The organism is Halomonas sp. GT, from assembly GCF_002082565.1.
GTDB lineage: Bacteria > Pseudomonadota > Gammaproteobacteria > Pseudomonadales > Halomonadaceae > Vreelandella.
This window is the reverse complement of the sequence record NZ_CP020562.1, coordinates 1,395,713-1,420,242: the sequence shown is the minus strand read 5'-3', so window position 1 is coordinate 1,420,242 and position 24,530 is coordinate 1,395,713. Positions and strand designations below refer to the sequence as shown.

The window sequence follows — 24,530 nt, the reverse complement described above, 5'->3', positions numbered from 1 at the left end:
TTCCTCGCCTCATTTGTTTGTTGTTAGTCGGCAGCATTAGGTTTTTTATCAGGGCTATTTTTATCGGGACTATTTATCAAGTCTTTTTAGCTGCCGCGATACGTTGAGTAGGCATAGGGCGATAGCAACAATGGCACGTGATAGTGCTGTGTAGCGTCATTAACCCCGAAGCGAAGCGGTATCACATTTAAGAAGGCAGGCCCGTTATCCGCAACTCGGCCAGCCTGACTGGCGAAGTAATCACCCGCATGAAACGCCAACTCGTACTCCCCTTCTTGTAGCTCGTCGCCATCCAATATGGGATGGTCACAGCGGCCATCATCATTGGTGGTTACCGTTTTGAGGAAGCTGCGTTCACCGTTAACGACACGGTATAGATCAATTTTGACTCCCTCGCCTGGGCAGCCTTGCGCAGTGTCTAACACATGAGTTGTCACGTAACCCATTGGTTTCTCCAATATTTTATTAATGTAATTAGAGCTATTACCCTGTTTTTTCCCAATGCCTTACTAACAATAAGTAGCTCAACAGTGGGTAAGACACGGCATAGCCCAAAACCCAATGACTACATTTCTATATAAAAAATCGACACATTTCAAAGAATTTTTGTATACATTTTCATTAGGAAGCTTTGTTCACCCTGTCCAGCGCCAAAATTTTGACGCTACCTTAGCTACTCAGATTTTCTTTCTTAGGCGACGATCAGGCATGCAAGCATAGGAATCCCTCAGAAAGAAAAACCTAAAAACAAATTAAAAATCAGAAGCTTGAATAACAATACTGATGAGCATGACAGAAAAATCATCATGCTACTTGTCGTATCAAGAGTCGCTATTAGCCGAATAGATGAGCACAAACAGGGCGAAATTATTTATTTTCAGCAGATTTTTTGTGTACAGTATTAACTTCAAAAATGAACAATAATTTCAAATCATTGAATACAACAACAATGGAGAGTCCCTTATGAGTGACGCAATTGCCTCGTCGGAAGAGCGAGCGCGAATAGATGGAAAGAGCACCTCCCTCTTTGATTTTTATGGAAAACCTAAATTCTTAAAGGTGCTGCCGCTTTCTCTTCAGCACCTACTGGCCATGATTGCTGGCGTGATAACACCGCCTATTATCGTTGCCGGAGTCGTTGGCGCGAGCGTCGAAGAAAAGCTCCTGCTTATCCAGATAGCGGTACTGGCATCAGGTGTCTGTACCGTGTTCCATCTATACGGTGTGTGGAAATTCGGTGCGCGCTTACCTGCTATCTTTGGTGTCGGCTTTGCCTACGTACCGACACTTGTGGCGGTTGGCGCTCAGTATGGGATTGAAGGAATACTCGGCGCCCAGTTGATTGGCGGTATGACCATGGTCGTGGTGGGCTACTTTATCCAATATATACGCCACCTGTTCCCCCCTGTCGTGGCAGGAACAGTGGTATTGGTAATCGGTCTGTCGCTATATGACATCGCTATTCGCTATATGGCGGGCAGTGGAAACGTTAATGCTGCCAACTTTGGTGACCCCATTAATTGGATCGTCGCTGTCGTTACGTTGCTCACTGTCTTAATTGCAGCTCAATTTGGTAAAGGGGTGATTAAGCTCTCTGCCATTATTGTGGGCATTGTGGTGGGCTATTTACTTTCCCTATCGCTAGGCTTGGTTAATTTCGACAACGTAGCCAATGCATCCTGGGTAGCCGTTCCCAAAGTAATGCCATTTGAAATGGAGTTTCACGCAGCAGCCATCGCTTCGATGGTCGTCATTTGTATTATCAACTCTGTTCAGACCATTGGGGATTTATCTGCCACGACCGTTGGCGGTATGAACCGTGAGTTAAAAACAAAAGAGCTTACCGGCGGCCTACTCGGCAATGGTTTAACCACTACCGTCAGCTCTTTCTTCGGCGCCCTGCCCACCTCTACGTTCAGCCAGAATGTTGGCATCGTAGCCATGACCAAGGTAATTAGCCGATACGTACTGGCGCTGGCAGGTATTTTTATGATTTTGGCGGGGCTCAGTCCGAAATTCGGCGCAATGATCACGACGATTCCTTACCCCGTTCTAGGTGGTGCAACAATTACCGTGTTTGGCATGATTACCATGACCGGCATCCAGTTGCTGGTTAAAGATGAGATGTCTGCGCGCAATATGACCATCGTCGGCCTTTCCCTAGCACTAAGCTTAGGCATCGCTGCAGAGCCATCAGCTATTGAGCAGTTTCCTGCGGTATTAAGAGACTTGATTGGCGGAGCGCCTATCGTTGTGGCCGCTATTACGGCTTTCACGCTGAATATCGTCCTACCCAAAAAATCTCTTTCAGATGAGGCTAAAGAAAGGGAAAAGATTGCTAACGAAGATAAAGACACTAAGGAAGAAGACAACAACCAGAATAATAACCTTAGTCAACGTAGCATTCATGCTGAGTAATGGTGTGTTAGTTATCACCAAAGCCATTATTTAAAACATCATTTAAAACATGTACGACGCTTTAGAACTGCCGCTAGCCCGGCAGTTCTATTTCTCTTTGCAGAACATAATAATGAGACTAATGGAGTGACACATGCATCGCTTAAACAATCTGACAATGAGAATGAGCTGGTCACTCGTGTTATTCTCTTTTCTGACATTACTGCTACTGCTGAGTGGCACCGGCCTCTACGCGGTCAATCATAGCCAGGAAAGCATCGAGCAATTCACCAACGTCAATGTCAATCAACAATCGACACTTAACAGAACCAATTCGTCGATACAAAATGTACGTTTACAAATGGGTCGTCTGTACGAAGAGCTGCTAGAGACATCCCCTTCTCTTACTGCCGTTGAAAGGCGCCAACGAGCTGATGAAATGCGTAATCTGCTTGAAAATGCAGACAACGTGTTCGCTGATTTTCTTTCTTTATCATTCAACCCTTCTCATGAGCACTTCATTCGTGAAATAGATAGTAGCTTCAATAACATGATGAGCAACCAGCTATTTCCTCAACTTGACTCGCTTTACCAAGGGGACACTGCTGGCTACCAACGCCTACGCAATGGTACCCATGATGCCTATGACACTTTTTATCAAGATGCCGTTAATTTTTTTCATACGGTAGAAGACGAAGGCAATAAGCGTTTGGATAACTTCTCTTCAGTGGTCAACTTAGCTAATTCAACTATTGTTACTGTATTCATCATCGCGTTAATCATTACTGCCATTGTCTACTGGGGCGTAAGCGTCAACTTAATTCGCCCAATGCAACGCATCAACGAGCATTTTCAACATATTGCGAAAGGCGATCTTTCTAGAGGAATTGAAAAGCATGGCCGAAATGAAATCGGCATTCTCTTCAACTCGTTACGCAACATGCAAAAAGATCTGTTGGAAACGGTGGCAACCGTGCGCCATAGCAGTGAAGAGGTCTTTGCAGGCGCACGGGAAATTGCGTTAGGCAACCAAGATCTCGCCTCGCGAACCGAACGTCAGTCCGCGTCGTTGACACAAACTGCCTCCAGCATTGAAGAAATGACGGCTACCATGGAACGCAACAGTGATAACGCAGCGCAAGCTAGCCGCGTTGCTCAAGAAGCTGCGCATAATGCACAGCAAGGTGGTGATGTCGTGACTCATGTGGTTAGTAAAATGCATGAGATACGTCATAGTTCGCAACAGATTACTGACATAATTGGCCTAATTGACTCAATCGCTTTTCAGACCAATATTTTAGCGCTCAATGCATCAGTTGAAGCAGCCCGAGCAGGTGAGCATGGTCGTGGGTTTGCCGTGGTAGCCAGTGAAGTTCGCCTGCTTGCAACACGCAGCGCTGATGCCGCAGCGGATATCCGTCAATTGATTGCAACGTCAGTGAGCCAGATAGAAGCAGGCACTCAACAAGCGGATCTAGCCGGTGAGTCAATGGTCGCCATTATGGAATCTGTTAAGCGTGTTACCACTTTAATGGATGAGATCGCAGTCGCTAGCGAGGAGCAACGTGTTGGCATCAACGAAGTAAATAGTGCTGTTGGCGAAATGGAACAGACGACTCAGCAGAATGCCGCCATGGTGGAACAAGCCAGCACCTCCGCAACCCAGCTAGAGCATGAAGCTGAACGGTTAACCGAGGTTGTGCTTAGGTTTAAACTCAACGCCAGCGGTGAAAACACCCAATCACATGTTCAGCTGACTTCGCTAACTCACCAAGCCGTACCTTGCACATAGAGCTAAACGCCATATACTGTATATATAATCATATATGGCAACTCTAGTCCGTGCAGAGGTGGCAACTAATGGCTTCTTCCCCTTCCAGCGCTACCGTGTATAAAGGACGTGGTGCGACCTACGACCCGCATAACCGCTTCGCACCAACATGCAGCGTGGTAGAGGATGATGGCTGGTGGCATGAGGAGGCCTCTACTTCGCTTGCAACAGAGATACGCGAGGAACCCAGCAAGAGCGCGCTTTCCTGGAACCGTTCACCAGATTTACCCTTTGACCGCTCACTTAACCCTTTTCGCGGCTGCGAGCATGGCTGCATTTACTGCTACGCTCGCCCTTCCCACGCCTACTGGGATTTATCACCGGGTCTCGATTTTGAAACTAAATTAATCGCCCGCACAGGACTAGTTGAGCACTTAACAGACGAGCTTAGCCACCCACATTATGTATGTCGTCCTATCAACCTTTCCGGCAACACCGACTGCTATCAGCCGCTGGAAGCAAAATATCAAACAACTCGTCGTTTATTGGAGCTGCTACTGGCATGCAGGCATCCGGTTACCCTAGTCACTAAAAGTACACTAATACTGCGGGATTTAGACCTGCTCGCAGAGATGGCCGAGCACCGGTTAGTGCGAGTGTTTGTGAGCCTGACAAGCCTGAATGCCAACCTAAAGCGTACCTTGGAACCCCGGACGGCCTCGCCTCAGGCGCGCTTAAGAGTAATCCGAGAGCTCAACACCGCAGGCATTCCAGTGGGTACGCTGGTCTCACCGATTATTCCTGGCCTTACTGATCACGAAATTGAACGCATTCTTGAAGCGGCCAGCCGAGCTGGCGCGCGCACAGCAACGTGGATGCTACTGCGCCTGCCCCATGAAGTCGCACCGATGTTCGAAGCATGGCTACAAGCCCACTACCCCGAACGAGCCGCTAAGGTAATGAGCCTGATTCGCCAGTGCCGAAGCGGCAAAAACTATGATGCACAATTTGGTAAACGCTTCCGTGGTGAAGGTGTATTTGCCGACTTGATCGCCCAACGTTTTAATCGCGCCAGCCGCCATTGGAACATGCAGCCACGCACCGAACAGGGCCTGAATACCCGCGACTTTCGTCCACCACGGGCGCAAGGGGATTTATTCATTTAAGCTAAGCCTTTTGATGTAGTAGCTTCCCGCCAAAGGAAATCCAATGACATCGCTTAGCAAGACCAAATCAAGTTTTTACCGCCGCTTGTATGTCGCGCATTTAATTGAGCAAGGCATCGCAAGCGTGCCAGCGTTAATCGAGGCTACCGGTATGCCTCGTCGTACCGCGCAAGACACTATCACCTCACTTGCGGAGCTGGATATCGAGTGTATATTCGAGAAAGGCGAAGGTGAGCGCCATAATATTGGTCACTACCAGATACGTGACTGGGGAGCGATAGATCCTCACTGGGTTGCTACTCATGCGGAACGGCTAAAGCAGTCTCTTGGTTACGCTTAAACACTGACTCATTGTTCCGGCTCAGACCATGCGAATCGTGCGGCGTTAAGCGTCACGCTAAGCGAGCTTATTGCCATGGCGAGTACTGCGATCAACGGTGGTATGGCCATGACGACCACCACGCCAAGTGCCAAAGTGTTATAAAGCGCCGAAAAGAAAAGATTTTGCTCCATAACGCGCCGAGTACGCTTGGCGATATTGAGCAGTTTTACTACCCCTCCGACCCCTGGCGTCATGAGTTGGGCGGATGCTCCCTCGCGGGCAGCTTCGCTGGCACTCAGTGGGGCAATGCCAGCGTCTGCTGCCGCCAAGCTTAGCGTATCATTTACGCCATCCCCCACAAACAGAGTTGGTGATGGTAACCCGCGTAATAGCCTTGCCTTGGCTTCCGGTGAGCGCTGGGCATAGCAAGCTTCGCGCACCAAACCAACACGCTCACCTAACCAACTAACCGCACCCTGTCGATCACCACTGATCATTGCAACCAAATAACCTGACGCGAGCAAGTGCTTCACGCTTAGCTCCGCACCGTCGACGGGTTGATCGGTCAGGTAGAACGTCGCCAGCCAGCCTGACTCATCTGCCAGCATTACTTGGGAAGCAAAAGCCAGCGTGGCCTCTTCCGCTTGGGAAGGAACATCAACCTGCTGCTGTGTCAGCCAACCGGCGCTGCCTATCATCAGACATTCACCGTTTACAAGGCGAACACGGCGTCCTTCCCCGGGGAATTCATCAATGTCTTCTATGGAAGGCTGAAAGCTTTGTTGATCTTGGCCACCCGACCAACGCGCCAATGCTTGCGCCAACGGATGTTCGCTCCCGGCAACGGCGCTGGTGAGCTTGTGCTGCAGCATGTGTTCATCCATGCCACCCCGTGCTTGCCAGTGCAGTACCGCATGGCATCCTGTTGTTAAGGTTCCGGTTTTATCCAGCGCTACTGAACGAATACGCGCCAAGATTTCTAGCGCGGCGGGGTCGCGCAGTGCAATACCTTGCTGCATAGCCTGACCGCTCCCAGCAAGACTAGCCAACGGCACCGCCAGCCCAACGGCACAGGGGCATGCCACCACGAGCACTGAGAGCGCACGCACCAATGCATCCTCCCACCCCAATCCAACGAGTAGCGCACCAAGCAACGTCACTAGCGAGAGCACAAGTGCCAAAGGACTTAACCAAGCGGCAAAACGGTCGGCTAGTTTCTGCAGTTCCCCTTTTTGGGCCTGGTAGCGGCGCATTTCATGACGCAGTCGATCCAATCGGCGCTTCCCAACCCCCGCAGTGACCTGCATTATCAGTGGCGTCGTGCCTAGATAGCAGCAGCCGGCATACACTCTCTGCCCTGCATTGAAGTGACGTGGCAAGCTTTCACCGGTCAGTGAGGCGGTATCAATCCAACCGGGAGCATCAAGAATGCCATCTAGCGTCACTAACTCCCCCGGCGCTAGCTTAACGCGCGTACCCGCGACCACATCATTGACAGGTAGTAAGACCCAGCCCCCCTTTTGCCAAGCGCTTATAACTGCATCTGGCAACGCCAGTGCATCCAGCGCTTTCAGCCCACGGTGGCGGCACAGCGTTTCTACCAGTCGCCCAACGAGCAACAGCACAATCAGCATAACCGCCGTATCGAAATACACCTCCGCCGAGCCACGCCACAACAACCCAATCGACACACTCACTGCACCGATCGCGCCAAGGCTAACCAGCACATCCATCCCTGGGCGTTTGGCAAGTAACGTGCGCCAGCCTGCTCGGTAAAACGGCAAGCCCGAATACACCACTACGGGCAGTGCAAAGGCACCCGATATCCACGCCACCACTTGCTCTATCGATGCGCTCGGTAGCGCTCCCACATAAATAAGCAGTGATGCCAACATGGTCCACATACCGAATACGGCGCCTACTAACAACCGCAAGGTAAGGTAGCGGCTCTCCTGCTCAAGACGATCATGGGCATCATCAACGGTTTCTAATTCAGTTAGCCGATAACCCAACCGTTTGACTACCGGCGCAAGCTCCGTCAGATCGACTGCCTCTCGCGCACCTTTCACCCACACGGTTGCCGTGGGGTAATGAACGCTAGCGTCAATGACCCCAGGCAGACGTGTTAGCGCGCCCTCTACCGCCAGAGCACAGCTGGTACACCACATACCATGCAAAGTGTAGAGAGGAGTGTTATGGCTAGAAGTCTTATCGTCTTCTGGCATCAAGTTAACGTGGGCGCTATGACTTATAGGCAAGGCGGCACACCGATAATCGGCATACCCGCAAACACCACACCGAAAGCCGAAAACAAATACAGCCACGCCGAGACAGTGGCATGAAAGCGCTGGCGACCTTTATGCTGCTTCGCCACTTGGCAACTCCCCCAGGCAAGCGCCGCAAGCCCTACGGCAGCAATAAGACTAACACCGCCTAGCGCGGCATTAAGACCTGTAAGCGCTCCCGCTTCTGGCGATGGTGGCGCCACCGCACAGGCTACTGAAAGGCCGCTATAAACCGCCACAAACCATAGGCTCCATAGCGTTAGTCCGATAATTAAGTGGATGGGATGAGTAAAATGTAGTCGTACCATCACCATTATCCTCCTATCACCCGAGGCAGTACCGCCAACGCCCCGACTAACAACCAGAATGTGACCACGTTATAGCGCCAAAGTAGTGCCACTACGGCGGGTTCAAACGGCGCATGCGCACCCACGTAGCCATAACCAACGCGCATGCCTTGCAACACCGTTAAAATAACCGCTAGGCCACCATGAAAAAGCGCGTAAACAAGCCCCACCAGCATCACCGCATCGTGGGTGGTTTGGGTCGGTGAAAGATCGGCTCGCCACAGCGCCCAGCCAGCGAGCCCCACTTGAAGTGCGCCTAACGCAGCGGCTAAATAGAGGCTTGCTCTTAACCCCGCATCACGTTGCTGACGCAGCCCGCGTACCAGCTTCTCCATCACCACACACCCTGCTATAACCGCCCCGCCAGCCATGCCCGTTATCAGCAGAGACAGCGGCGGTGTATCTGGCATTTGCCACTCAGGCGAAACAGTCCATAGATAAAACCAGCCAAACAGGTAGGAAAGAAAGAACGAACCATTGGCAATTAAAAACACCGCCATTGCCCAAAGCCCAGGGCCATCCATCGTGCGCGAATGGAGCGGCGGATCGCCTGGTTTTACCCCTGCATCAGGGGCTGCATTGGGGTGTGCACCGTTCTCCCACGACCAGCGCAGTAGAAACACGCCAGCAATCACTACAAAGATGCCCGCTAGCGCATAGACACGGGTTAATAAACTAATGCATACCACTGCCAGCGCTGCTGCGGCAAACAGCGGCCACCAAGAGTTACCAGGCAGGTGAATGATTTCGCGCACTTTGCCAGTAATCGGGTCGGTACCCCACATTTCACGCCGACCGTGGGAAGCCACTGCTAAGCCATGCATACCCTTCGCCATGGTATGTGGCAAATTCGGGTCATCCCACAACGGATGCCGCGTTTCTACAGTAGGTAAGCTGACAAAGTTATAAGCGCTTGGGGGCATCGTGTTAGCCCATTCCAGCGTATCGGCATTCCACGGATTCTGCTTGGCGGGTTTACCAAACCGGAAGTGTAGCGCGATATCCAGCAACACCATGGCAATACCCGCCGACAGCACAAAGCTACTGACGGATGAGAGCAGGTTATAAATCTCCCACCCAGAGCCAGCCTCATAGGTATAAACACGCCTGGGCATACCTAAAAGGCCCGTCCAATGCATAATTAAAAAAGTACCGTTAAAGCCTAAAAAGGTTAGCCAGAACCCCCAGCGCCCAAGGTTTTCAGATGGCATACGCCCGGAAAATAGCGGCAACCAGTAGTAAAGTCCGGCAATGAGTGGGAAGAACATGCCACCCACCAATACATAGTGCATGTGGGCCACTACAAAATGGGTATCGTGCACCTGCCAGTTAAATGGCACTAGCGCCAACATCACCCCGGTTAAGCCACCGCAAACGAAAATAATTAAAAAGCCCATCACCCAAAGCATGGGCAGTTTCATTTTAGGTTTACCTAGCCACAGGGTAGCCAGCCAAACGAACACCTGTATCGCCGTTGGTACCGCCACCAGCATGCTCGCCGCCGAGAAAAATGCCTGAGCGAGCTGTGGGATACCCACTGTAAACATGTGGTGTACCCAAAGCCCAAAACTGATAAAGCCCATAATAGCGATGGCAGCTACCACCCACCCATAACCGATAATAGGCCGCCCGGCAAAAACCGGTATCAGCGTGGAAACAATGCCCGCTGCCGGTAGAAAGATGATGTAAACCTCTGGATGACCAAACAGCCAAAACAGATGCTGCCACAGTAAGGGGTCACCACCTCCCGCAATCTGGAAAAACGGCATACCAACGGCGCGCTCAAGTTCCAGTAATACGCTGCCAAGAATCAACGGTGGGAACCCCACCACGATCATCAGCGCCATGGCCAAGATATACCAAGCGAACAACGGCATTTTATGCAGCGCCATGCCCTGAGTGCGAGTACGCAATATAGACACTACCAACTCTACACCCGCAGACACTGCGGAAATTTCCACAAACGTGATTCCCAACAGCCAAAAATCCGAGCCCAGATCAGGCGCGAACTCTTTACTACTAAGCGGGGTGTACATAAACCAGCCGCTGGAAGGCGCCATTTCAATAATCAGGCTGGAAGTAAGAATAATCCCGCCAAATAAATAGCAGAAATAGCCAAGTGACGTTAGCCGAGGGCAGACCAGGTCGCGGGCACCGATCATCTTTGGGATCAGGTAAATCGCCAACCCTTCCAGCATAGGAATAGCGAACAGAAACATCATCACCGTGCCATGCATGGTGGTGACCTGATTATAAATGTCTGGCGACATAAAGTTTTGGTCGGGCATCGCTAACTGGGTTCGCACCAGCATTGCCAAAATGCCGCCAATCAGGAAAAACACCATCCCTGTGACCATAAAACGCAGGCCAAGCGTGGTGTGGTTGACGATAGTTAAGGATCTTAAACCTGTTGGGTTCCCCCAAATGGTGTGCAAGTCTTCGTGCAATTGCTGCGGGTCATGCTCAATGGCTTCTTGATTGACACTTTTCATGGTGACAAGGCCTCCAGCCAAGCACCCAGGGCATCCAAGGTGTCCGTTTCAATATCACTATGGGTAGGCATCTTATTGCCTGGCTTTAGCGTTTGGTGATGCTGCAACCAGTGGCTAACCGCCCCCTCTTCCATGGCAATCACCCCTGCTCCTAGCGTGGCGCGCGCCCCAACATCTGAAAGCGTTGGCCCAATGCCCCCCTGGCTAACACCCGCTACTTGGTGGCAGCGGGCACAGTGTGTCATAAAGGCATCACGCGCGTCGTCGTAGGTAGCATCGGCAACGGACAGTTCGCTAAGCGTCGCCTCTTGTCTTGCAGTTAACCATGCCTCGAACTCGCTGCGCGGCAAGGCCTCCACATGTAACTGCATATGGGCGTGGCCCACGCCGCAAAGTTCGGCACACTGCGCACCAAACACCGCGGGCTCATCGGCTTGTAAACGAATCTTATTTACGCGACCCGGCAACATATCTATTTTCCCCCCCAGTCGGGGCACCCAAAATGCATGAATCACATCGGCACCGCTGACGTGAAAATCCACGGGCTCGCCTGCAGGCATCACCAGTTGGTTAGCGGTAACAACCTCGCCACCTTCAGCGCCGGGATAGCGCACTTCCCACCACCACTGATGACCAATCACCTCGATAACTTCTGGCGGCTCGCTCATTGGAAGCGTCAGCATTCGCTGGCCGGCGGGAACACCAAACATTAGTAGCGCGGTAATGCTGGCCACTGGCAACATAATGCCGCCACCGACAATCCAGCGACGGGCGATGCGACGTTCTTGGCTAGGTGTACGCACTACGTTTCTTGGTTTAAAGGCGTAAAGCCAAAGTGCTGTCACCCCGATCAGTACCAAGGTGGCAAACCCGAGCATTACCCACCAAATTAGCCGCACGTCTCGCGCTGCAGGCCCGGCAGGGTCTAAGATAGATCTATCACCTGTGCAGCCCGCTAAGCTTCCCAGTATGAAAGTCGCAAGCAAGCAAGCTGTACGACGGCCCCATCGCGACGATAAATATGAAATGATGATGGACGTTACGCTATTACGCTCCCTCATTAGCAATTTCCCTGACATGCCGTTGGTCTGAATGACTTTTTCGCTTTGTCTAACCACAGGAAGTGACCATGACACATACTCCCCAACGCTCGATTAAAAGCCGCGCTTCGCTGGCGGGCCATCCGCTTCACCCAGTGATGATTCACTTTCCTGTGGCCGCACTGATGGCGCTGGTCGCTAGCGACCTGGCTTACTGGTATACCCAAGATCCCTTCTGGCTGCGCAGCGGTTTGTGGTTGGCGGGGGTAGGCGCGTTTGGCGGCTGGATTGCCTCGGTAGCGGGCATTATTGACCTGGTCACCGTGGCGCGGATCCGCCGCCTGATCACCGGCTGGAGCCACGCAATTGTGGCCGTCGTTATGCTTTCCCTGGCATCGTTGAACTGGCTTTTGCGTTTTACTGAACCAAGCGCTGTGCTGCCTTGGGGCTTGGCAATTTCGCTGGTAACTGCCAGCTTGATCGCACTGGCAGGTTGGCTGGGAGGCCAGTTGGTATACGAGCATGCCGTCGGCGTCGACGTTGAGAAGTCGCCTTAACAGCATAATGTTGGCAATAGTAGCGATAACAACAATAGTGATAGCAACAGAAGTGAAGGCAATAAAGGGAGCCGTCGTCATCGCGTTAACTCCAAGCCAGCGGTTTGGAGAGCACAAATCCAAGAACACCAAATATACCCGTTAACGCGAGGACTAAGGCGCATAAGCTGGCAACTTTTACCCCTTTAAAAATACCCATTTCCAGCCGCAAAATCAGCCAACCGAAACAGCCGTGGGCGACCACCATTAGCACAACGGCACCTAGTTTAAGAATTAACCACCCTCCGAGAAGGCCATGCAGCAGAAACAGTAACGTGCCGGACGCGATGGCGACCAGAGCAGCAGGCGTTGCGACGGAGTTGTAGAAAAATCGCGGCATCGGGGGTGCGCCTTGCGCGAACCCAGCGTCTTTACGCAGTTGAAGTGCATGCAAAAGTAGAGCGGGTAGGTATAGAAGTGCGCCGCACCAGATGACCAGTGCGGCAATGTGCAGCAGTTTTAGCCATGGCATCGAGGCTTCCTTGCGTTGCGTAAGGCAGAATGGGATTTATCCCTAACAACCTTAGTTAACAAAAGCGACTCTGGCTAGGCAGGATGGCTAAGATAGGTAGTTATAATCAGTTAAAAGAACCCGTTAGGAGATATGACAAGGGTTACTTCACGGTGATTTCGTAACCGGTGAATTTACGAAGGTTAATAACTCCAGTATCAAAGATCAGGTACTGCCCTTTTACACCTTGAAGAGTACCTTCAATCAGCGGCTGCTTATCAAAGTTATGGGACGTCACTTTAGTCGGGAAAGTCGCCACGGGATAATGAAAGTCCAGTGGCGTTTCGTCCAGCGCACGAATGGCATCCGCACCATGCACGTCACGTAACCGCCCTAACCCATCGCCGAACAGATTGAAAAGACGGTCACGCTCTGCGCACAAATCCAGTGGTTTCACCTCGCCTTTTAGCATGGCACGCCAGTTAGTTCGGTCGGCCACTTGCTCTTTAAAGAGCATTTCGACAAAACCAGACTGCTGTCGGGTGTTTACCTCAAGAATAGGCAACGCCTGAATAGCCCCTTGGTCCAGCCAACGGGTAGGCATTTGCGTTTTGCGGGTGATACCCACCTTCAAGCCTGATGAGTTCGCCAAGTAGACAATGTGTGGCTGGAAGCAGTGCTTTTCACCCCACCCGGGGTCGCGGCAGGTGCCCTGATGATAGTGGCAAGTCTCAGGTTTCATGATGCATGTATCACACTGAGCTAAGCGTTTAAAACAGGGGTAACAGTAGCCTTGAGCAAAGCTTTTTTTGGTTGCCCGCCCGCAGTGGGTACAAGCAATCGCGCCACTCCAGGCAAGACGCATCGGCGAGCCGATACGCTCATTCAGTGGCATTCGATGGTCTCCCGCGCGAAGGTGATACACCACCCGATCATCTTGGCGACTAGGCAAATCAGCCGCCATTTTTTGCAAGCACCCTTGCACCGGGGATGCTACCGAGGCAAACAGATCATCAGTCACGCGTGGCATCCCGGGCAAGGCCTGCCATTTCAGGTGAAACACCGGCACCTGTCGCGCCAGCACCACAGGTACGCTGCTCCAGATAGCCGACACGGCTCTCTTCAGGAACGTTATTCTCCACCTCAAAACGCATCACCGCTTCCAGGCACAGCTCGGTCTGTTCTGGCGTCAAATATCGGCCATCGGGCCATTTCCGCAACGCAACTGCCTGTTTGAGGCTTTCGTAAATGGCGGGCGTCATTTGGTTAATCATTTTATCGAAGGTCATGTCACTCATCGTAGGCACCTTTAATGTTTGCTTCGTTTGGATGAATAATACCAGCCTGTGACCAGCCCCACGAGCAGCCCGCCCAAGTGCGCTTCATTCGCAACGTTGCCAAAACCCACGCTACCGGCAATATTGGTCATGGTGAACACCATCCAGCCCAACATAAAGACGACTAGCATCTGGGGGACGAAAAATCCGCTTTGCGGGGCACGATAGGACATCAGCCACACATGAGCTAGCAAGGCGTAAACCACACCAGACATACCGCCAAACAGCACTGTGCCAGTGACATATTGCGCAATGTTAGCGCCAATACCGGCAACCAGAAGCAGTAGCAGCATGGTACGACTACCCTGAAGCTGCTCAATTTGACGACCGAAGTACCATACCCACATCAGGTTGAAGATCAAATGCATCCAGCCAAAGTGTAAAAACGCAGGCGACAGTAAGCGCCATACTTGGCCAGACATTATTGTGTCACTAAGGTTGCCATATACGAGCTGCCCACCTGAAACACCCACCGGCACGATGGTGAGCCCTACAATTAGTAAGTCGCCAAACACTCCCGTTAGGGCAAAAACCAACAGGCTAATACCAATCATCAGCGCTGTTACCGGCACTTGGCGCAACATCGGCACCAAGCGACTGCTCACGCCACGGTGAGTGGGTCGAACAGTCGTCGTAATCAGAGGCTCACCTCGCTCCCATCGACTCACCAACGATCTCATTTCATCATGTTGGTGCGGGTCAGCAACCCATAGTAGCTGGCCATCTGCTTCATCGGTAATACGGTGTCCAATGCGGTAGTGCCATAGCGCTTTACGCAGTTCTTTTGTGTCCGCGCCCGTAGGTAAAAGCATGACTGGATGCATGGCAGGTTCCTTTCAACCAATAAGAATCGGCGCAATGACACGCCGCGTCACCAACGGATAGACGAAAAAAATCCGGCGGAGGGGGCCGCCGGATCAAAAAGCAAGGGATCATTCAAGGGAACACTTACTCTGATAACCGACAACACCGTTAGTTCAGCTATTTTGAAAAAAATATGTAACCATGTGTAAAGTTGAAAAATACCGCTATTAATCAAAATCTATTTCCCACGGTTTAGGCAGTGCCCGCTCCTCTTTTGGCACCTGTATCCACACAAAATGATCAGCATTGAGCCGCGCTTCTCCGCTCCAGCGATAAGCCACTAAACGGCCAAATTTCACCGCACTATAATCCAAGCAGGCAATGTTGTGTGCTGGTAAGGCGGGAATACCCTCGCACCAGTAATGGCCGATAAATAAAGGTGGCTGTTCAGGGCCGTAATAACTAAGGCGCTGACGCTCAGTATCGGTCAGCGTTCTGGTCTCTAAGTCACCAGGAAGGTTATCCGGCTGAAATACCACGTCTCCCCACTGCTGGGGATTCGCTGACCAAAAGTGCGCACGAAAACTCTGCCTGGTAAAGCCATCGCCTGAGTGTATCGCAATGCCTTTTGGCAACGGTATATGGGGCCCGCGAGTTAGGCGGTCAAGTATACGGAAAGCTTGCGTTGAGGGATCAGTGGACTCAATCAGAAAGTGGTTGTCCATGCAGGCGCTGGGGGCACGCTGTTTAAGCTGTCGAATCAACTCGTCATCCCAGCAGGCATGCACCACACGAATCCCATCCAGCTCAAGACATAGCGGAATAGTCTTAAACCACGCCAAGGTGTCTTCCCACTCATTGGTATAATCGCGGTACTGAGCCAGCGTATCTTCAATAATACGATTATGGCGCGGCGTATGTTCGCGCAGCCAGCGCTTGTTGCTACCAGGAGGCGCAGGGTGCGTATAGGCCAGGGCATTGTACTCATGGTTACCCATGACAATATATGCTTCGCCCTCTTCAACCATCCTGCGTGCGATGGTAACCGCTAGACGAATACGGGGGCCACGATCAATTAAATCGCCTAAAAAGATCACTTTTCGGCGAGGGTGACGATACACCCCACCCCGCTGATGATACCCAAGCCGTTCTAGTAACGCTGCCAGTGTTGCACCACAGCCATGTACATCCCCGATTAAATCGTAGCCCTCCATATTAATCCCCTAGCCGATGGCTCCAGCCGAGTTTACTGCGCAACACTTCATAGAAGTTATGCCCAATAGGATGCACGAGTTGAACACGTTCCGGTTTACGTTGAATAACGAGCACATCGTCAGGTTTAGCCACGGCACGGGTTTGTCCGTCGCAGCTGATATGGGGATAGGTCTGATTGGTTTCACCAATGTGAACTCGGATTTCACTGGCAGCGTCAATCACAATAGGACGACTCGAAAGCGTATGGGGGAACATAGGCACCAACGTCACCACATCAAGTTTGGGGTGCATAATTGGCCCACCGCCAGAAAGTGCATAGGCGGTTGAGCCAGTGGGCGTGGCAATAATCAGACCATCGCTACGTTGGCTGTACACAAACTGCCCGTCAATAAACAGTTCGAATTCAATCATGCGCACCGCTTTACCTGGATGAACCACCACTTCATTGAGCGCCACACCGCTCCCCACCGCTTTACCATTTCGGTACAACACGGCATCTAGCAAGAAACGCTCTTCAACTTCAAACTCACCCGCCAACACTTCGCCAACCCGGCTTTCCAGCTCATCGGGAGAAATATCCGTTAAAAAGCCTAACCGCCCCCGATTAACGCCTAACATCAACGTACCGCTGAGGCATAGCGTACGAGCAGCCCCGAGTAGGCTACCATCTCCTCCCACAACGATGACTAAATCGCACAGTTCCCCCAACATGCGGCGGCTGGCTTCAGGCAGGCCATGGTTCGGCAACACCGTTGCTGTTCGGTCTTCAATCAGAACTTTATAGTCGTGGGCAACTAGATAGCTGACCAACCGTTTAAGCGAATCGACCACTTTGTCACTGCCTAAACGACCGATTAAGCCGATTGTTTTAAAGGGCGTTGTTTTAAAGGACGTCGCTTTAAAGGACGTCGCTTTTAAGGGCGTCGTTTCAAAAGGCTGCGTGCGTTTGGCCTGGCTCAAGGGTGCTAAACCTGACGATGGGGTGTTAGACATGGACAACTCTCGCTGGCATCAGCCCACATTATGGAGAGTATGAGGGTGTCGAGCAAATTGCCCAGCGCAACGCGAAACCACTGGCTACTCTGGGCAAAAACAATAGCTTGAATTAGTTAGACCGGTATAGCGCGACGACGCTGCAACCACCAGTGATTTAACCACAGAGAAGCGGCCATGATAGCGGCGCCCAATAGTAGCTTGCCTATATCTGCATCCCGGTTCCAAATCACCAGGTTAACCACCAAGCCCGCAGGTACCAGCGCATTGTTCATTATGGCCAGCGTTCCTGCATCAACCTTAGTGGCTCCTTGATTCCAAGCGAAATAACCCACGCCAGAAGCCACTAGCCCAAGCCATGCCAATACACTCCACTGCACCGGAGTACTGGGCAGCGCTGTCGTATTACCAAAGAGCAAAAAGGCAGGGAGCGCCACTAGCATTGCACCGATAAAGAACCAACCAAAGACGTTATGCCACGACAGAGTGGGCGGCAAATCAGCTGCGAGACGACGATAGCCAACCTGGCCTAACGCAAAACAGAGATTAGCCCCCTGCACAACCAAAAAGCCCAGCCAGAAACCACTATCAATACCATCGTAACGAATGACGCCCGCCCCGATCACCGCCAATAGTGCAGTCACTAGATAAATAGGCGTGAAGCGCTTAAACATTAGGTCATCTAGAAGTGCAATATAAACTGGCGTAAAAATCGTGAATAGCAGAACCTCAGGAACCGATAGCAGCAAAAACGAGTGATAGAAGAAGGTGTACATGATGCCTAACTGCACTGCACCCAGCGCCATTAACGCTAAACGCTGTTTACCGCGCAGCAAGCTGGGCCGTAAAAATGGCAGGAACACCAGCATGGCGAGCGTTACCCGCACAAGCACCGCAAAGTAGCTGTCTACTTGACCTGCCAGATATACGCCAATCAACGAAAAAGAGAACGCCCACAACGCCGTCACGCCAACAAGGTAGCCCATAGTAAACCCCATAGCACAGAAAAGTTGACGGGGATTATACGCACTTCACGACAACTGCCAATGGGCTAGATGAGGAATCGCTAGCTTAGTGCTTTTTTAACCATATAAACGCATGCACCACCCCTGGAATCCAGCCCAATAACGTCAATACAATACTAATGGCAACACGTTTTGACCCGCCCTCTGTTAACCCGACGGCCAAAGGCGGTAGCAAAACGGCTAACGCGCGGTAGGCAAGCAGAACCGATGTAGGTTGAGACGACGCTGACACTACTTCAGAAACAATGGGGGGTGGGGTTTGATGCTTCAGCGCGCTATCTGCCTCAGTGGTTTGCACGGTAGGCGTAAAGTGCTCTACTGCCGCCTGCGCTTGCTTGGCTTGCTGCTTCTCCTTAGCTAGTGCTTTTTGGTGAGCCTCTTTATCAATTTTCTGCTCTAACGTTTCCGCGCCGTCTGCCAAATCATCGTGGTGACGCTCCCAATCTTCCCAGTCATGTGGCGTACCGGATTTCGGACGTTGGCTACCTGACCCGCGAGCTCGCTCCCACGCTTTTTCTTCTAATGTGTTGGGCCGTTCAGGGTCTCTTTCTATGCCAACGCCCTTGCGATTAAGGTATTCACGTGCGTCCATATTGACTCCTTGCAGCTTCAGGAATGAAGCAAAGCGTTGAATGTAACAATAATAAGGACAACGCAGGGTGAGTTAAATCTTCTACATTAATAGAATTATAGGTCTCGTGATTCATGGCTTTCATGCAGCAAGCGGTTATTGCTCTATTCTCTTACAGAGTGAAGCTGCGCGTATCACGTCAAGGAGTGTCAACATGAATAAAAAAACCCCCGATAACGTACGCGATGTTATGTCACGGGACTGCTACCGTGTCACCGGCCAAACCTCTATCACTACTTTGGCTCAAGGTTTGGCATTACACCGTTTACCAGGCGCCCCGGTAGTAGATGCGTCTGATCGGTTGATTGGTTTTATATCTGAGCAGGATGTAATGGGCCGCGTATTGGATAGCATTTATCACGATGATGAAGCGCCCCTGGTACGTGAGTTAATGCGCCAAGACGTACTCACCACAACGCCCAACAAAAGCATTACCGATTTAGCACAGGAAATGCTCGGAGCAAAACCTAAGGTTTATCCCGTTGTGGAACAGCAACGCTTAGTGGGTATTGTCACGCGTCGCGATATCTTGATGGCGCTGCTAACAATTCGCCGACACTAACTATTCGCCGACACTACCTGTTTGTCGACACTACCTACAGGCTGCCAGCCATATGAGTCGTCGCTCTGAGTCGGAATAATGAACGATTGATAAGCAAAAAAAACCGCTGCTTGATAAGCAGCGGAAGCAAGGGATCGAAAACAATAGCCAGAACAACACTATTAACGACTGCTATCGCGATGTTGCCTGTACACACTCTGACACCTTGAACAGGAAAAGTTCGCAAAACTGCAAAATTTTCGTCTTAACGGACAGCAGGCGTATACTGTCATCCACCTTGAAACGAATTCTGATACTGATTTTGCAGGGAGTTTAGTATGGCGCTGTACCTATTAGTGTTTGGCGTCTGTTTGCTGGTAATAGGTGCCGTACTGCTAATATTGATGACGGTGGGTACGCCACGCTACCGAACTGAGCCTAGCGACTTGATCGATTTGTTTGACAAAGCGCTGGAAAGCAACATTAGTGAAACGGAATGGAATGCCATCATTGGCTACCCCATTCGCCACGATGAGTATCTGGATAATGTGCGACGTCGCGCATCACATTTAATGGACACCCACGGGCGCCATTGGCAAATTGCTCGAAGCAAACCGTTACTTAACCAGGAGGGTTATGCGGAACTGAAAGCACTACGTGATCATTTAGTGGCACACACAGCGCTGCGCCAGCGGTAAACAGGCCAGCAGTGCCGAGGAGACCTCATGCCGAGTACTATTCGTCAAATCCCTTTAGAAAGTGCCACAAAGCATCACTCCCACGATTTTCACCAAATAGTCATTACGCTGTGCGGCTCTTCAGAATTTGAGATTGAAGGCCTAGGTGGCCGGGTAAACGCATTTTCAGGCTGCATTGTTCCCGCGAATCATGAACACTTCTATTCAGGTAACGGCTACAATCGTCAACTGATACTGGACCTGCCTGAAGATGCACCTGCCTTAACGGGCGAACACCGCGAATTAGTAGCACTGTTTGATGCGCCGCGTTTTTTTGCACTCGACAATCCATTGCGCCACTACCTTGCTTTCGTAGAAAGCGAGCTCGCCCAAGGATTTGACACGTCGGCAATGTCTTTCCAGCAAGATCGTCTTGCTGCCACGTTGTTAGGTTCATTAAAGGCTCGTCTGGGCGCATCAGAAAGCGCATCACAACGGCGGCTCAACCTTGATCAAATTGATCGTTTTATTCGCCATCACTTGGCCGATGAGCTGAGAGTAGCTGATTTAGCAAAATTGGCCTGCCTCAGTGAGGCACATTTCTCTGAACGCTTTCGCGTCCAAACGGGCCTGTCGCCCTGGCAATATGTTCGACGCCAACGCTTACACGCAGCCAGGCAGCTTGTATTACAAAGCCGTCTACCACTCACTGACATAGCCATCCAGACAGGCTTCGCGAATCAGAGCGCTCTTTCGCATGCTTTTCGGCGTAGTTACGGCTTGTCTCCCCGCCAGCTACGACAAGGTGTAAGCGCAACCAATACGCCGCTCGATTCGGCTACCCACTTAGCGTCTTCTTCAACATCCAGTGCAACTTCGTTAGCATCTTCCGCGCCTTCTTCAGGAGCAAGCGTCAAGACTGGCGCACTCTCATTTCGCTAGTAATGAAGCAGTTAGCTTGGGCACATAACACGCCATTTTGCGTGTTGGCAGCCGTTCAGAAACTAAACTAAAGTCTTAAAAAGCGTTTCTTACCGAGAATTTGACACGTTTTGCCATGAAAACGACATACACCTAATGGCAGCTCGCTCTACATTCGACCGTTATCTTGGGCACAGCGCCCTACCATCGCTTTATTTCGGTTATTTGTTTCTGCTTTTCGTTTTCTGCTCAGACTTATGGGGGCCTCAATGCTCAATGCCAAGAAAATGCGTGACCCTGCCATCTGGCAAACTGATCTTGATACGCTTATGGAGCGTATCAGTGATCATTATCTTGTAGATGAGGACGCCTTCGTCAGTGAGCTAATTAAAGTTCTCAATGCTGACAGTGACGATTTTGCACGGATTGAATCGAATACAGCAGCGTTGGTGCGTGATGTCCGCAAAATGGATACTGCTGTCGATACGATTGACGAACTGCTGCAACAGTACAGTCTGGACACCCATGAAGGTTTAATGCTGATGTGTTTAGCAGAAGCCATGCTGCGCATCCCAGATACAGCGACTGCCGATGCGCTAATTGAAGATAGGCTTGGCCCTGCAGATTGGAAGTCCCACTTAGGTAAAAGCGAATCATGGATGGTCAATGCTTCTACATGGGGTCTATTGATGACCGGGCATGTGTTGAAGCTCGATCACCCAAAAGAGGGCCAACCAGCCCACTTTATTAACCGCATGGTTAATAAAGTAGGTGAACCCGTTATTCGTCGCGCCATGATGGAAGCGATGAAAATCATGGGTAAACAGTTTGTCTTAGGGCGCGATATTAATGAAGCACTAAAACGCTCTAAAACGCTCTTCAATAAAGGCTATACCTACTCCTATGATATGTTGGGCGAGGCAGCGCGCACCCGTGCCGACGCCAAGCGCTACTATGATGACTACGCTCGCGCAATCGAGCAGGTCGGCAAAGCCTGCAAAACATTAGGCGATAAAACACCTGCCCCGTCAGTATCTATTAAGTTATCTGCCCTACATCCCCGCTATGAGTTTGGTCGCCGCGAGCAGGTACTTACCGAACTAGTCGACACGGTTATTAAGCTAGTGACTAAGGCTCGTGAGCTTGACGTAGCAGTGACAATTGATGCTGAAGAAGTGGATCGCCTAGAGCTCTCTCTCGACGTTTTCCGCGCGATATATGAAAGTGATGCAGTGAAAGGATGGGGGCACTTTGGCCTTGTCGTGCAGGCATATTCGAAACGCGCTTTACCCGTACTGCACTTCATTAACCGTCTGGCCGAGCAACAAGGCGACGAAATACCGCTACGTTTGGTTAAAGGCGCTTATTGGGATAGCGAAATCAAGGAGTCTCAACAGCTAGGGGTAGATGGCTATCCTGTATTTACGCGCAAAGCCTGTACCGACGTAGCTTACTTGGCCTGCGCCCAGTTTCTGCTATCCAACGATACTCGTGGGCGTATTTTCCCTCAGTTCGCAACGCATAACGCCCACACCGTCACGACGATTCTTGAACTCGCCAATCAAGATAGCCGCCCGTTTGAATTCCAGCGCTTACATGGCATGGGCGAAGCACTTTATGACGCAGCCCTAGCACGCGCGCCAAAAGGCACTTACTGCCGAATTTATGCCCCGGTTGGTGCCCATAAAGACCTACTGCCCTATCTAGTACGTCGCCTGCTTGAAAATGGAGCGAACTCCTCTTTCGTTCACCAAATTGTCGATCCGGAAGTCCCTGTAGAGTCATTGTGCCAACACCCGATTGAAACGCTTCGTCAGCATAAAACGTTTTCCAATAAGCGCATTCCGCTGCCAAAAGATATCTATGGGCCTAAGCGCCGTAACTCTCGCGGGGTCAATCTTAATATTCGTAGCCATTTCTATCCGTTAATGGACAAGATGGGCTCGTTTATGGATAAGCAGTACCTGGCAAAACCCTTGCTGGCCTTTGATGTTGCCGACGATGCCGCGAATACCCACGCAGTCACCTCGCCTTTCGACCGCCGCAAAACTGTGGGCAGCATTCAGTGGACTAGCAAAGCGCAGGCAGCCAAAGCACTCGACGCGGCTTGGCAAGCGTTTCCCCGCTGGGAAACGACCCCGGTAACCGAGCGTGCTGACATCCTTCGCCGCTTAGCCGACTTGATGGAAGAGCACATGGCAGAGCTGATGACGCTCTGTTCACGTGAAGGCGGTAAGCTGCTCACCGACGGTGTCGACGAGATCAAGGAAGCTGTGGACTTTTGTCGCTATTACGCTATGCGTGCTGAAGAAGCGTTTAGTCAGCCGATTGAGCTACCAGGCCCTACCGGTGAATCCAACCGCTTGATGATGGGCGGTAAGGGGGTATTCGCGGCAATCAGCCCTTGGAACTTCCCGGTGGCAATTTTCTGCGGCCAGATTGTCGCCGCCGCCGTTGCTGGCAACACCGTACTCGCTAAACCGGCAGAACAAACGTCGATCGTTGCTCACCGCGTTATTGAGTTGCTTTACGAAGCGGGCATGCCACGTGACGTGGTTCAGTTACTGCCTGGCGATGGTCCCACGGTAGGTAGCGTCTTAACCTCTGACCCACGTATTACGGGTGTTGTATTCACCGGCGGCACTGATACGGCGCAGATAATCAACCGTGCTCTTGCAGCCCGCGAAAATGCACCGCTGCCAACGCTGATTGCCGAAACAGGCGGCATGAACGCCATGATTGTCGACTCTACAGCGTTGCCTGAACAGGTCGTTGTCGATGTAATTCAATCTGCGTTCCAAAGTGCCGGTCAGCGTTGTTCCGCGCTTCGGGTGCTTTACTTACAAGACGATATTGCCGACCGCGTCATTGAAATTCTAAAAGGCGCCATGAACGAGCTACGTATTGGTGATCCACGAGATTTAGGCACCGATGTGGGCCCGGTGATTGATGAAGACGCACGTAAGGGTCTAACGGCGCATATAGAAAAGTTGAAGGGTGAAAATCGCCTAGTCGCGGAAACACCGATGGTGGCAGAACACACCCAAAATGGCACCTTCGTGGCGCCCACCGCCTTTGTCGTCGACAGCATTGACTCGCTTACCCGGGAGCAGTTTGGCCCCATTCTGCACATTGTCCGTTACAAGTCTCGCGATATTGACCGCGTTATCAATGACATTAATGGTCGCGGGTATGGTCTGACCTTTGGGGTGCACAGCCGTAATGAGTCATTTGCCGCTGAAATAGCGCAGAAAATGCGAGTAGGCAATGTGTATATCAACCGCAACATTATTGGCGCAGTCGTTGGCGTTCAACCGTTTGGCGGACAGGGCCTCTCTGGCACCGGCCCAAAGGCAGGCGGCCCACACTACCTCCAGCGCTTTGTGACTGAAAAAACGATCACCAACAACACCGCTGCCTTAGGTGGAAACGCGTCACTTCTGGCGCTTGGCGATGAGTGAATGGATAAACAAAACGATTAACCTCACTCTCTTTAATGAGGTGACCTAATAGCTGAAA

At 51.4% G+C, this 24,530-nt stretch carries 22 protein-coding genes; 9 read left to right on the top strand and 13 right to left on the bottom strand.

Features of this window, described 5'->3' with window-relative positions:
• Positions 1-86: 86 nt before the first annotated feature.
• Positions 87-446, bottom strand: a complete 360-nt coding sequence (uraH, locus tag B6A39_RS06650; protein ID WP_038483178.1) for a hydroxyisourate hydrolase — start codon at positions 444-446, stop codon at positions 87-89.
• A 517-nt stretch (positions 447-963) separates the two neighbouring features.
• On the opposite strand from uraH, the gene B6A39_RS06645 reads away from it, so the two are divergent.
• The 4 genes from B6A39_RS06645 to B6A39_RS06630 all read left to right on the top strand — a co-directional run bounded on the left by B6A39_RS06645 (position 964) and on the right by B6A39_RS06630 (position 5,674).
• Complete coding sequence (locus B6A39_RS06645; protein WP_083002886.1) at positions 964-2,418, top strand: uracil-xanthine permease family protein; 1,455 nt, start codon at positions 964-966, stop codon at positions 2,416-2,418.
• A gap of 133 nt (positions 2,419-2,551) precedes the next feature.
• On the top strand, positions 2,552-4,189 hold the full coding sequence (locus B6A39_RS06640) for a methyl-accepting chemotaxis protein (RefSeq protein WP_083002882.1): 1,638 nt from the start codon (positions 2,552-2,554) through the stop codon (positions 4,187-4,189).
• Positions 4,190-4,257: 68 nt separating this feature from the next.
• A complete protein-coding gene (locus B6A39_RS06635) occupies positions 4,258-5,334 on the top strand; it encodes a PA0069 family radical SAM protein (RefSeq protein WP_083002879.1) in 1,077 nt (358 codons plus the stop codon).
• A gap of 43 nt (positions 5,335-5,377) precedes the next feature.
• Positions 5,378-5,674 (top strand): winged helix-turn-helix domain-containing protein, encoded by a 297-nt coding sequence (locus tag B6A39_RS06630; RefSeq protein ID WP_083002875.1) that lies wholly within the window; start codon positions 5,378-5,380, stop codon positions 5,672-5,674.
• Between the two features lie 8 nt (positions 5,675-5,682).
• Here the strand turns inward: B6A39_RS06630 and B6A39_RS06625 are convergent, their stop codons facing one another.
• From B6A39_RS06625 to coxB, 4 genes are read right to left on the bottom strand one after another with little or no spacing between them, the layout of a single operon-like run.
• Positions 5,683-7,881: a heavy metal translocating P-type ATPase gene (locus B6A39_RS06625; protein ID WP_083002871.1), complete on the bottom strand. Its 2,199-nt coding sequence runs from the start codon at positions 7,879-7,881 to the stop codon at positions 5,683-5,685.
• Positions 7,882-7,904: 23 nt separating this feature from the next.
• Positions 7,905-8,249 (bottom strand): hypothetical protein, encoded by a 345-nt coding sequence (locus tag B6A39_RS06620; protein WP_198036762.1) that lies wholly within the window; start codon positions 8,247-8,249, stop codon positions 7,905-7,907.
• Positions 8,250-8,254: 5 nt separating this feature from the next.
• Complete coding sequence (gene ctaD / locus B6A39_RS06615; protein WP_083002865.1) at positions 8,255-10,780, bottom strand: cytochrome c oxidase subunit I; 2,526 nt, start codon at positions 10,778-10,780, stop codon at positions 8,255-8,257.
• Entirely contained in the window at positions 10,777-11,841 is a 1,065-nt protein-coding gene (gene coxB / locus B6A39_RS06610; RefSeq protein WP_083002862.1) for a cytochrome c oxidase subunit II, read from the bottom strand. Before coxB ends, ctaD begins: the two co-directional genes overlap by 4 nt.
• 68 nt (positions 11,842-11,909) lie before the next feature.
• On the opposite strand from coxB, the gene B6A39_RS06605 reads away from it, so the two are divergent.
• Complete coding sequence (locus tag B6A39_RS06605; protein WP_083002858.1) at positions 11,910-12,377, top strand: DUF2231 domain-containing protein; 468 nt, start codon at positions 11,910-11,912, stop codon at positions 12,375-12,377.
• A gap of 85 nt (positions 12,378-12,462) precedes the next feature.
• On the opposite strand, the gene B6A39_RS06600 is transcribed toward B6A39_RS06605, so the two are convergent.
• The 8 genes from B6A39_RS06600 to B6A39_RS06565 form a co-directional block, all read right to left on the bottom strand.
• Positions 12,463-12,888 (bottom strand): CopD family protein, encoded by a 426-nt coding sequence (locus tag B6A39_RS06600; RefSeq protein WP_083002855.1) that lies wholly within the window; start codon positions 12,886-12,888, stop codon positions 12,463-12,465.
• Between the two features lie 142 nt (positions 12,889-13,030).
• A complete protein-coding gene (locus tag B6A39_RS06595; protein WP_083002851.1) occupies positions 13,031-13,897 on the bottom strand; it encodes a DUF2797 domain-containing protein in 867 nt (288 codons plus the stop codon).
• On the bottom strand, positions 13,881-14,165 hold the full coding sequence (locus B6A39_RS06590) for a YeaC family protein (RefSeq protein WP_038483142.1): 285 nt from the start codon (positions 14,163-14,165) through the stop codon (positions 13,881-13,883). The genes B6A39_RS06595 and B6A39_RS06590 overlap by 17 nt, the downstream gene beginning before the upstream one ends.
• Before the next feature lie 11 nt (positions 14,166-14,176).
• Positions 14,177-15,028 carry a rhomboid family intramembrane serine protease gene (locus B6A39_RS06585; RefSeq protein ID WP_083002848.1) on the bottom strand — a complete coding sequence of 284 codons (852 nt, stop codon included), beginning with the start codon at positions 15,026-15,028 and terminating at the stop codon, positions 14,177-14,179.
• 207 nt (positions 15,029-15,235) lie between these two features.
• The gene (locus B6A39_RS06580; RefSeq protein ID WP_083002845.1) at positions 15,236-16,222 is read right to left on the bottom strand and encodes a metallophosphoesterase; all 987 of its coding nucleotides are present in this window, start codon (positions 16,220-16,222) and stop codon (positions 15,236-15,238) included.
• Position 16,223: 1 nt separating this feature from the next.
• Positions 16,224-17,216 carry an NAD(+) kinase gene (locus tag B6A39_RS06575; RefSeq protein ID WP_083002841.1) on the bottom strand — a complete coding sequence of 331 codons (993 nt, stop codon included), beginning with the start codon at positions 17,214-17,216 and terminating at the stop codon, positions 16,224-16,226.
• A gap of 116 nt (positions 17,217-17,332) precedes the next feature.
• Positions 17,333-18,202 carry a carboxylate/amino acid/amine transporter gene (locus tag B6A39_RS06570; protein WP_083002837.1) on the bottom strand — a complete coding sequence of 290 codons (870 nt, stop codon included), beginning with the start codon at positions 18,200-18,202 and terminating at the stop codon, positions 17,333-17,335.
• A gap of 85 nt (positions 18,203-18,287) precedes the next feature.
• Positions 18,288-18,833 (bottom strand): YqaE/Pmp3 family membrane protein, encoded by a 546-nt coding sequence (locus B6A39_RS06565; RefSeq protein ID WP_083002833.1) that lies wholly within the window; start codon positions 18,831-18,833, stop codon positions 18,288-18,290.
• Positions 18,834-19,026: 193 nt separating this feature from the next.
• Between B6A39_RS06565 and B6A39_RS06560 the strand changes: the two genes are divergently transcribed.
• From B6A39_RS06560 to putA, 4 genes are all read left to right on the top strand, one after another.
• Entirely contained in the window at positions 19,027-19,434 is a 408-nt protein-coding gene (locus B6A39_RS06560; RefSeq protein WP_083002830.1) for a CBS domain-containing protein, read from the top strand.
• Between the two features lie 317 nt (positions 19,435-19,751).
• Positions 19,752-20,111, top strand: coding sequence for a hypothetical protein (locus B6A39_RS06555; protein WP_083002827.1), 360 nt, complete (start codon positions 19,752-19,754; stop codon positions 20,109-20,111).
• A 27-nt stretch (positions 20,112-20,138) separates the two neighbouring features.
• Positions 20,139-21,032 (top strand): AraC family transcriptional regulator, encoded by an 894-nt coding sequence (locus B6A39_RS06550; protein ID WP_083002825.1) that lies wholly within the window; start codon positions 20,139-20,141, stop codon positions 21,030-21,032.
• A gap of 248 nt (positions 21,033-21,280) precedes the next feature.
• Positions 21,281-24,472: a bifunctional proline dehydrogenase/L-glutamate gamma-semialdehyde dehydrogenase PutA gene (putA, locus tag B6A39_RS06545; RefSeq protein ID WP_083002820.1), complete on the top strand. Its 3,192-nt coding sequence runs from the start codon at positions 21,281-21,283 to the stop codon at positions 24,470-24,472.
• Positions 24,473-24,530 lie beyond the last annotated feature (58 nt).

Bases quoted from the DNA above. Each gene is read 5' to 3' on its own strand.
- B6A39_RS06590 (WP_038483142.1), bottom strand. From the start codon at position 14,165: ATGAGTGACATGACCTTCGATAAAATGATTAACCAAATGACGCCCGCC.
- coxB (WP_083002862.1), bottom strand. From the start codon at position 11,841: ATGAGGGAGCGTAATAGCGTAACGTCCATCATCATTTCATATTTATCG.
- B6A39_RS06550 (WP_083002825.1), top strand. From the start codon at position 20,139: ATGCCGAGTACTATTCGTCAAATCCCTTTAGAAAGTGCCACAAAGCAT.
- B6A39_RS06630 (WP_083002875.1), top strand. From the start codon at position 5,378: ATGACATCGCTTAGCAAGACCAAATCAAGTTTTTACCGCCGCTTGTAT.
- B6A39_RS06560 (WP_083002830.1), top strand. From the start codon at position 19,027: ATGAATAAAAAAACCCCCGATAACGTACGCGATGTTATGTCACGGGAC.
- B6A39_RS06625 (WP_083002871.1), bottom strand. From the start codon at position 7,881: ATGCCAGAAGACGATAAGACTTCTAGCCATAACACTCCTCTCTACACT.
- B6A39_RS06555 (WP_083002827.1), top strand. From the start codon at position 19,752: ATGGCGCTGTACCTATTAGTGTTTGGCGTCTGTTTGCTGGTAATAGGT.
- B6A39_RS06640 (WP_083002882.1), top strand. From the start codon at position 2,552: ATGCATCGCTTAAACAATCTGACAATGAGAATGAGCTGGTCACTCGTG.
- B6A39_RS06570 (WP_083002837.1), bottom strand. From the start codon at position 18,202: ATGGGCTACCTTGTTGGCGTGACGGCGTTGTGGGCGTTCTCTTTTTCG.
- B6A39_RS06635 (WP_083002879.1), top strand. From the start codon at position 4,258: ATGGCTTCTTCCCCTTCCAGCGCTACCGTGTATAAAGGACGTGGTGCG.
- putA (WP_083002820.1), top strand. From the start codon at position 21,281: ATGCTCAATGCCAAGAAAATGCGTGACCCTGCCATCTGGCAAACTGAT.
- B6A39_RS06595 (WP_083002851.1), bottom strand. From the start codon at position 13,897: ATGCCACGCGTGACTGATGATCTGTTTGCCTCGGTAGCATCCCCGGTG.
- uraH (WP_038483178.1), bottom strand. From the start codon at position 446: ATGGGTTACGTGACAACTCATGTGTTAGACACTGCGCAAGGCTGCCCA.
- B6A39_RS06565 (WP_083002833.1), bottom strand. From the start codon at position 18,833: ATGGACGCACGTGAATACCTTAATCGCAAGGGCGTTGGCATAGAAAGA.
- B6A39_RS06575 (WP_083002841.1), bottom strand. From the start codon at position 17,216: ATGTCTAACACCCCATCGTCAGGTTTAGCACCCTTGAGCCAGGCCAAA.
- B6A39_RS06600 (WP_083002855.1), bottom strand. From the start codon at position 12,888: ATGCCATGGCTAAAACTGCTGCACATTGCCGCACTGGTCATCTGGTGC.
- ctaD (WP_083002865.1), bottom strand. From the start codon at position 10,780: ATGAAAAGTGTCAATCAAGAAGCCATTGAGCATGACCCGCAGCAATTG.
- B6A39_RS06580 (WP_083002845.1), bottom strand. From the start codon at position 16,222: ATGGAGGGCTACGATTTAATCGGGGATGTACATGGCTGTGGTGCAACA.
- B6A39_RS06605 (WP_083002858.1), top strand. From the start codon at position 11,910: ATGACACATACTCCCCAACGCTCGATTAAAAGCCGCGCTTCGCTGGCG.
- B6A39_RS06620 (WP_198036762.1), bottom strand. From the start codon at position 8,249: ATGGTACGACTACATTTTACTCATCCCATCCACTTAATTATCGGACTA.
- B6A39_RS06585 (WP_083002848.1), bottom strand. From the start codon at position 15,028: ATGCATCCAGTCATGCTTTTACCTACGGGCGCGGACACAAAAGAACTG.
- B6A39_RS06645 (WP_083002886.1), top strand. From the start codon at position 964: ATGAGTGACGCAATTGCCTCGTCGGAAGAGCGAGCGCGAATAGATGGA.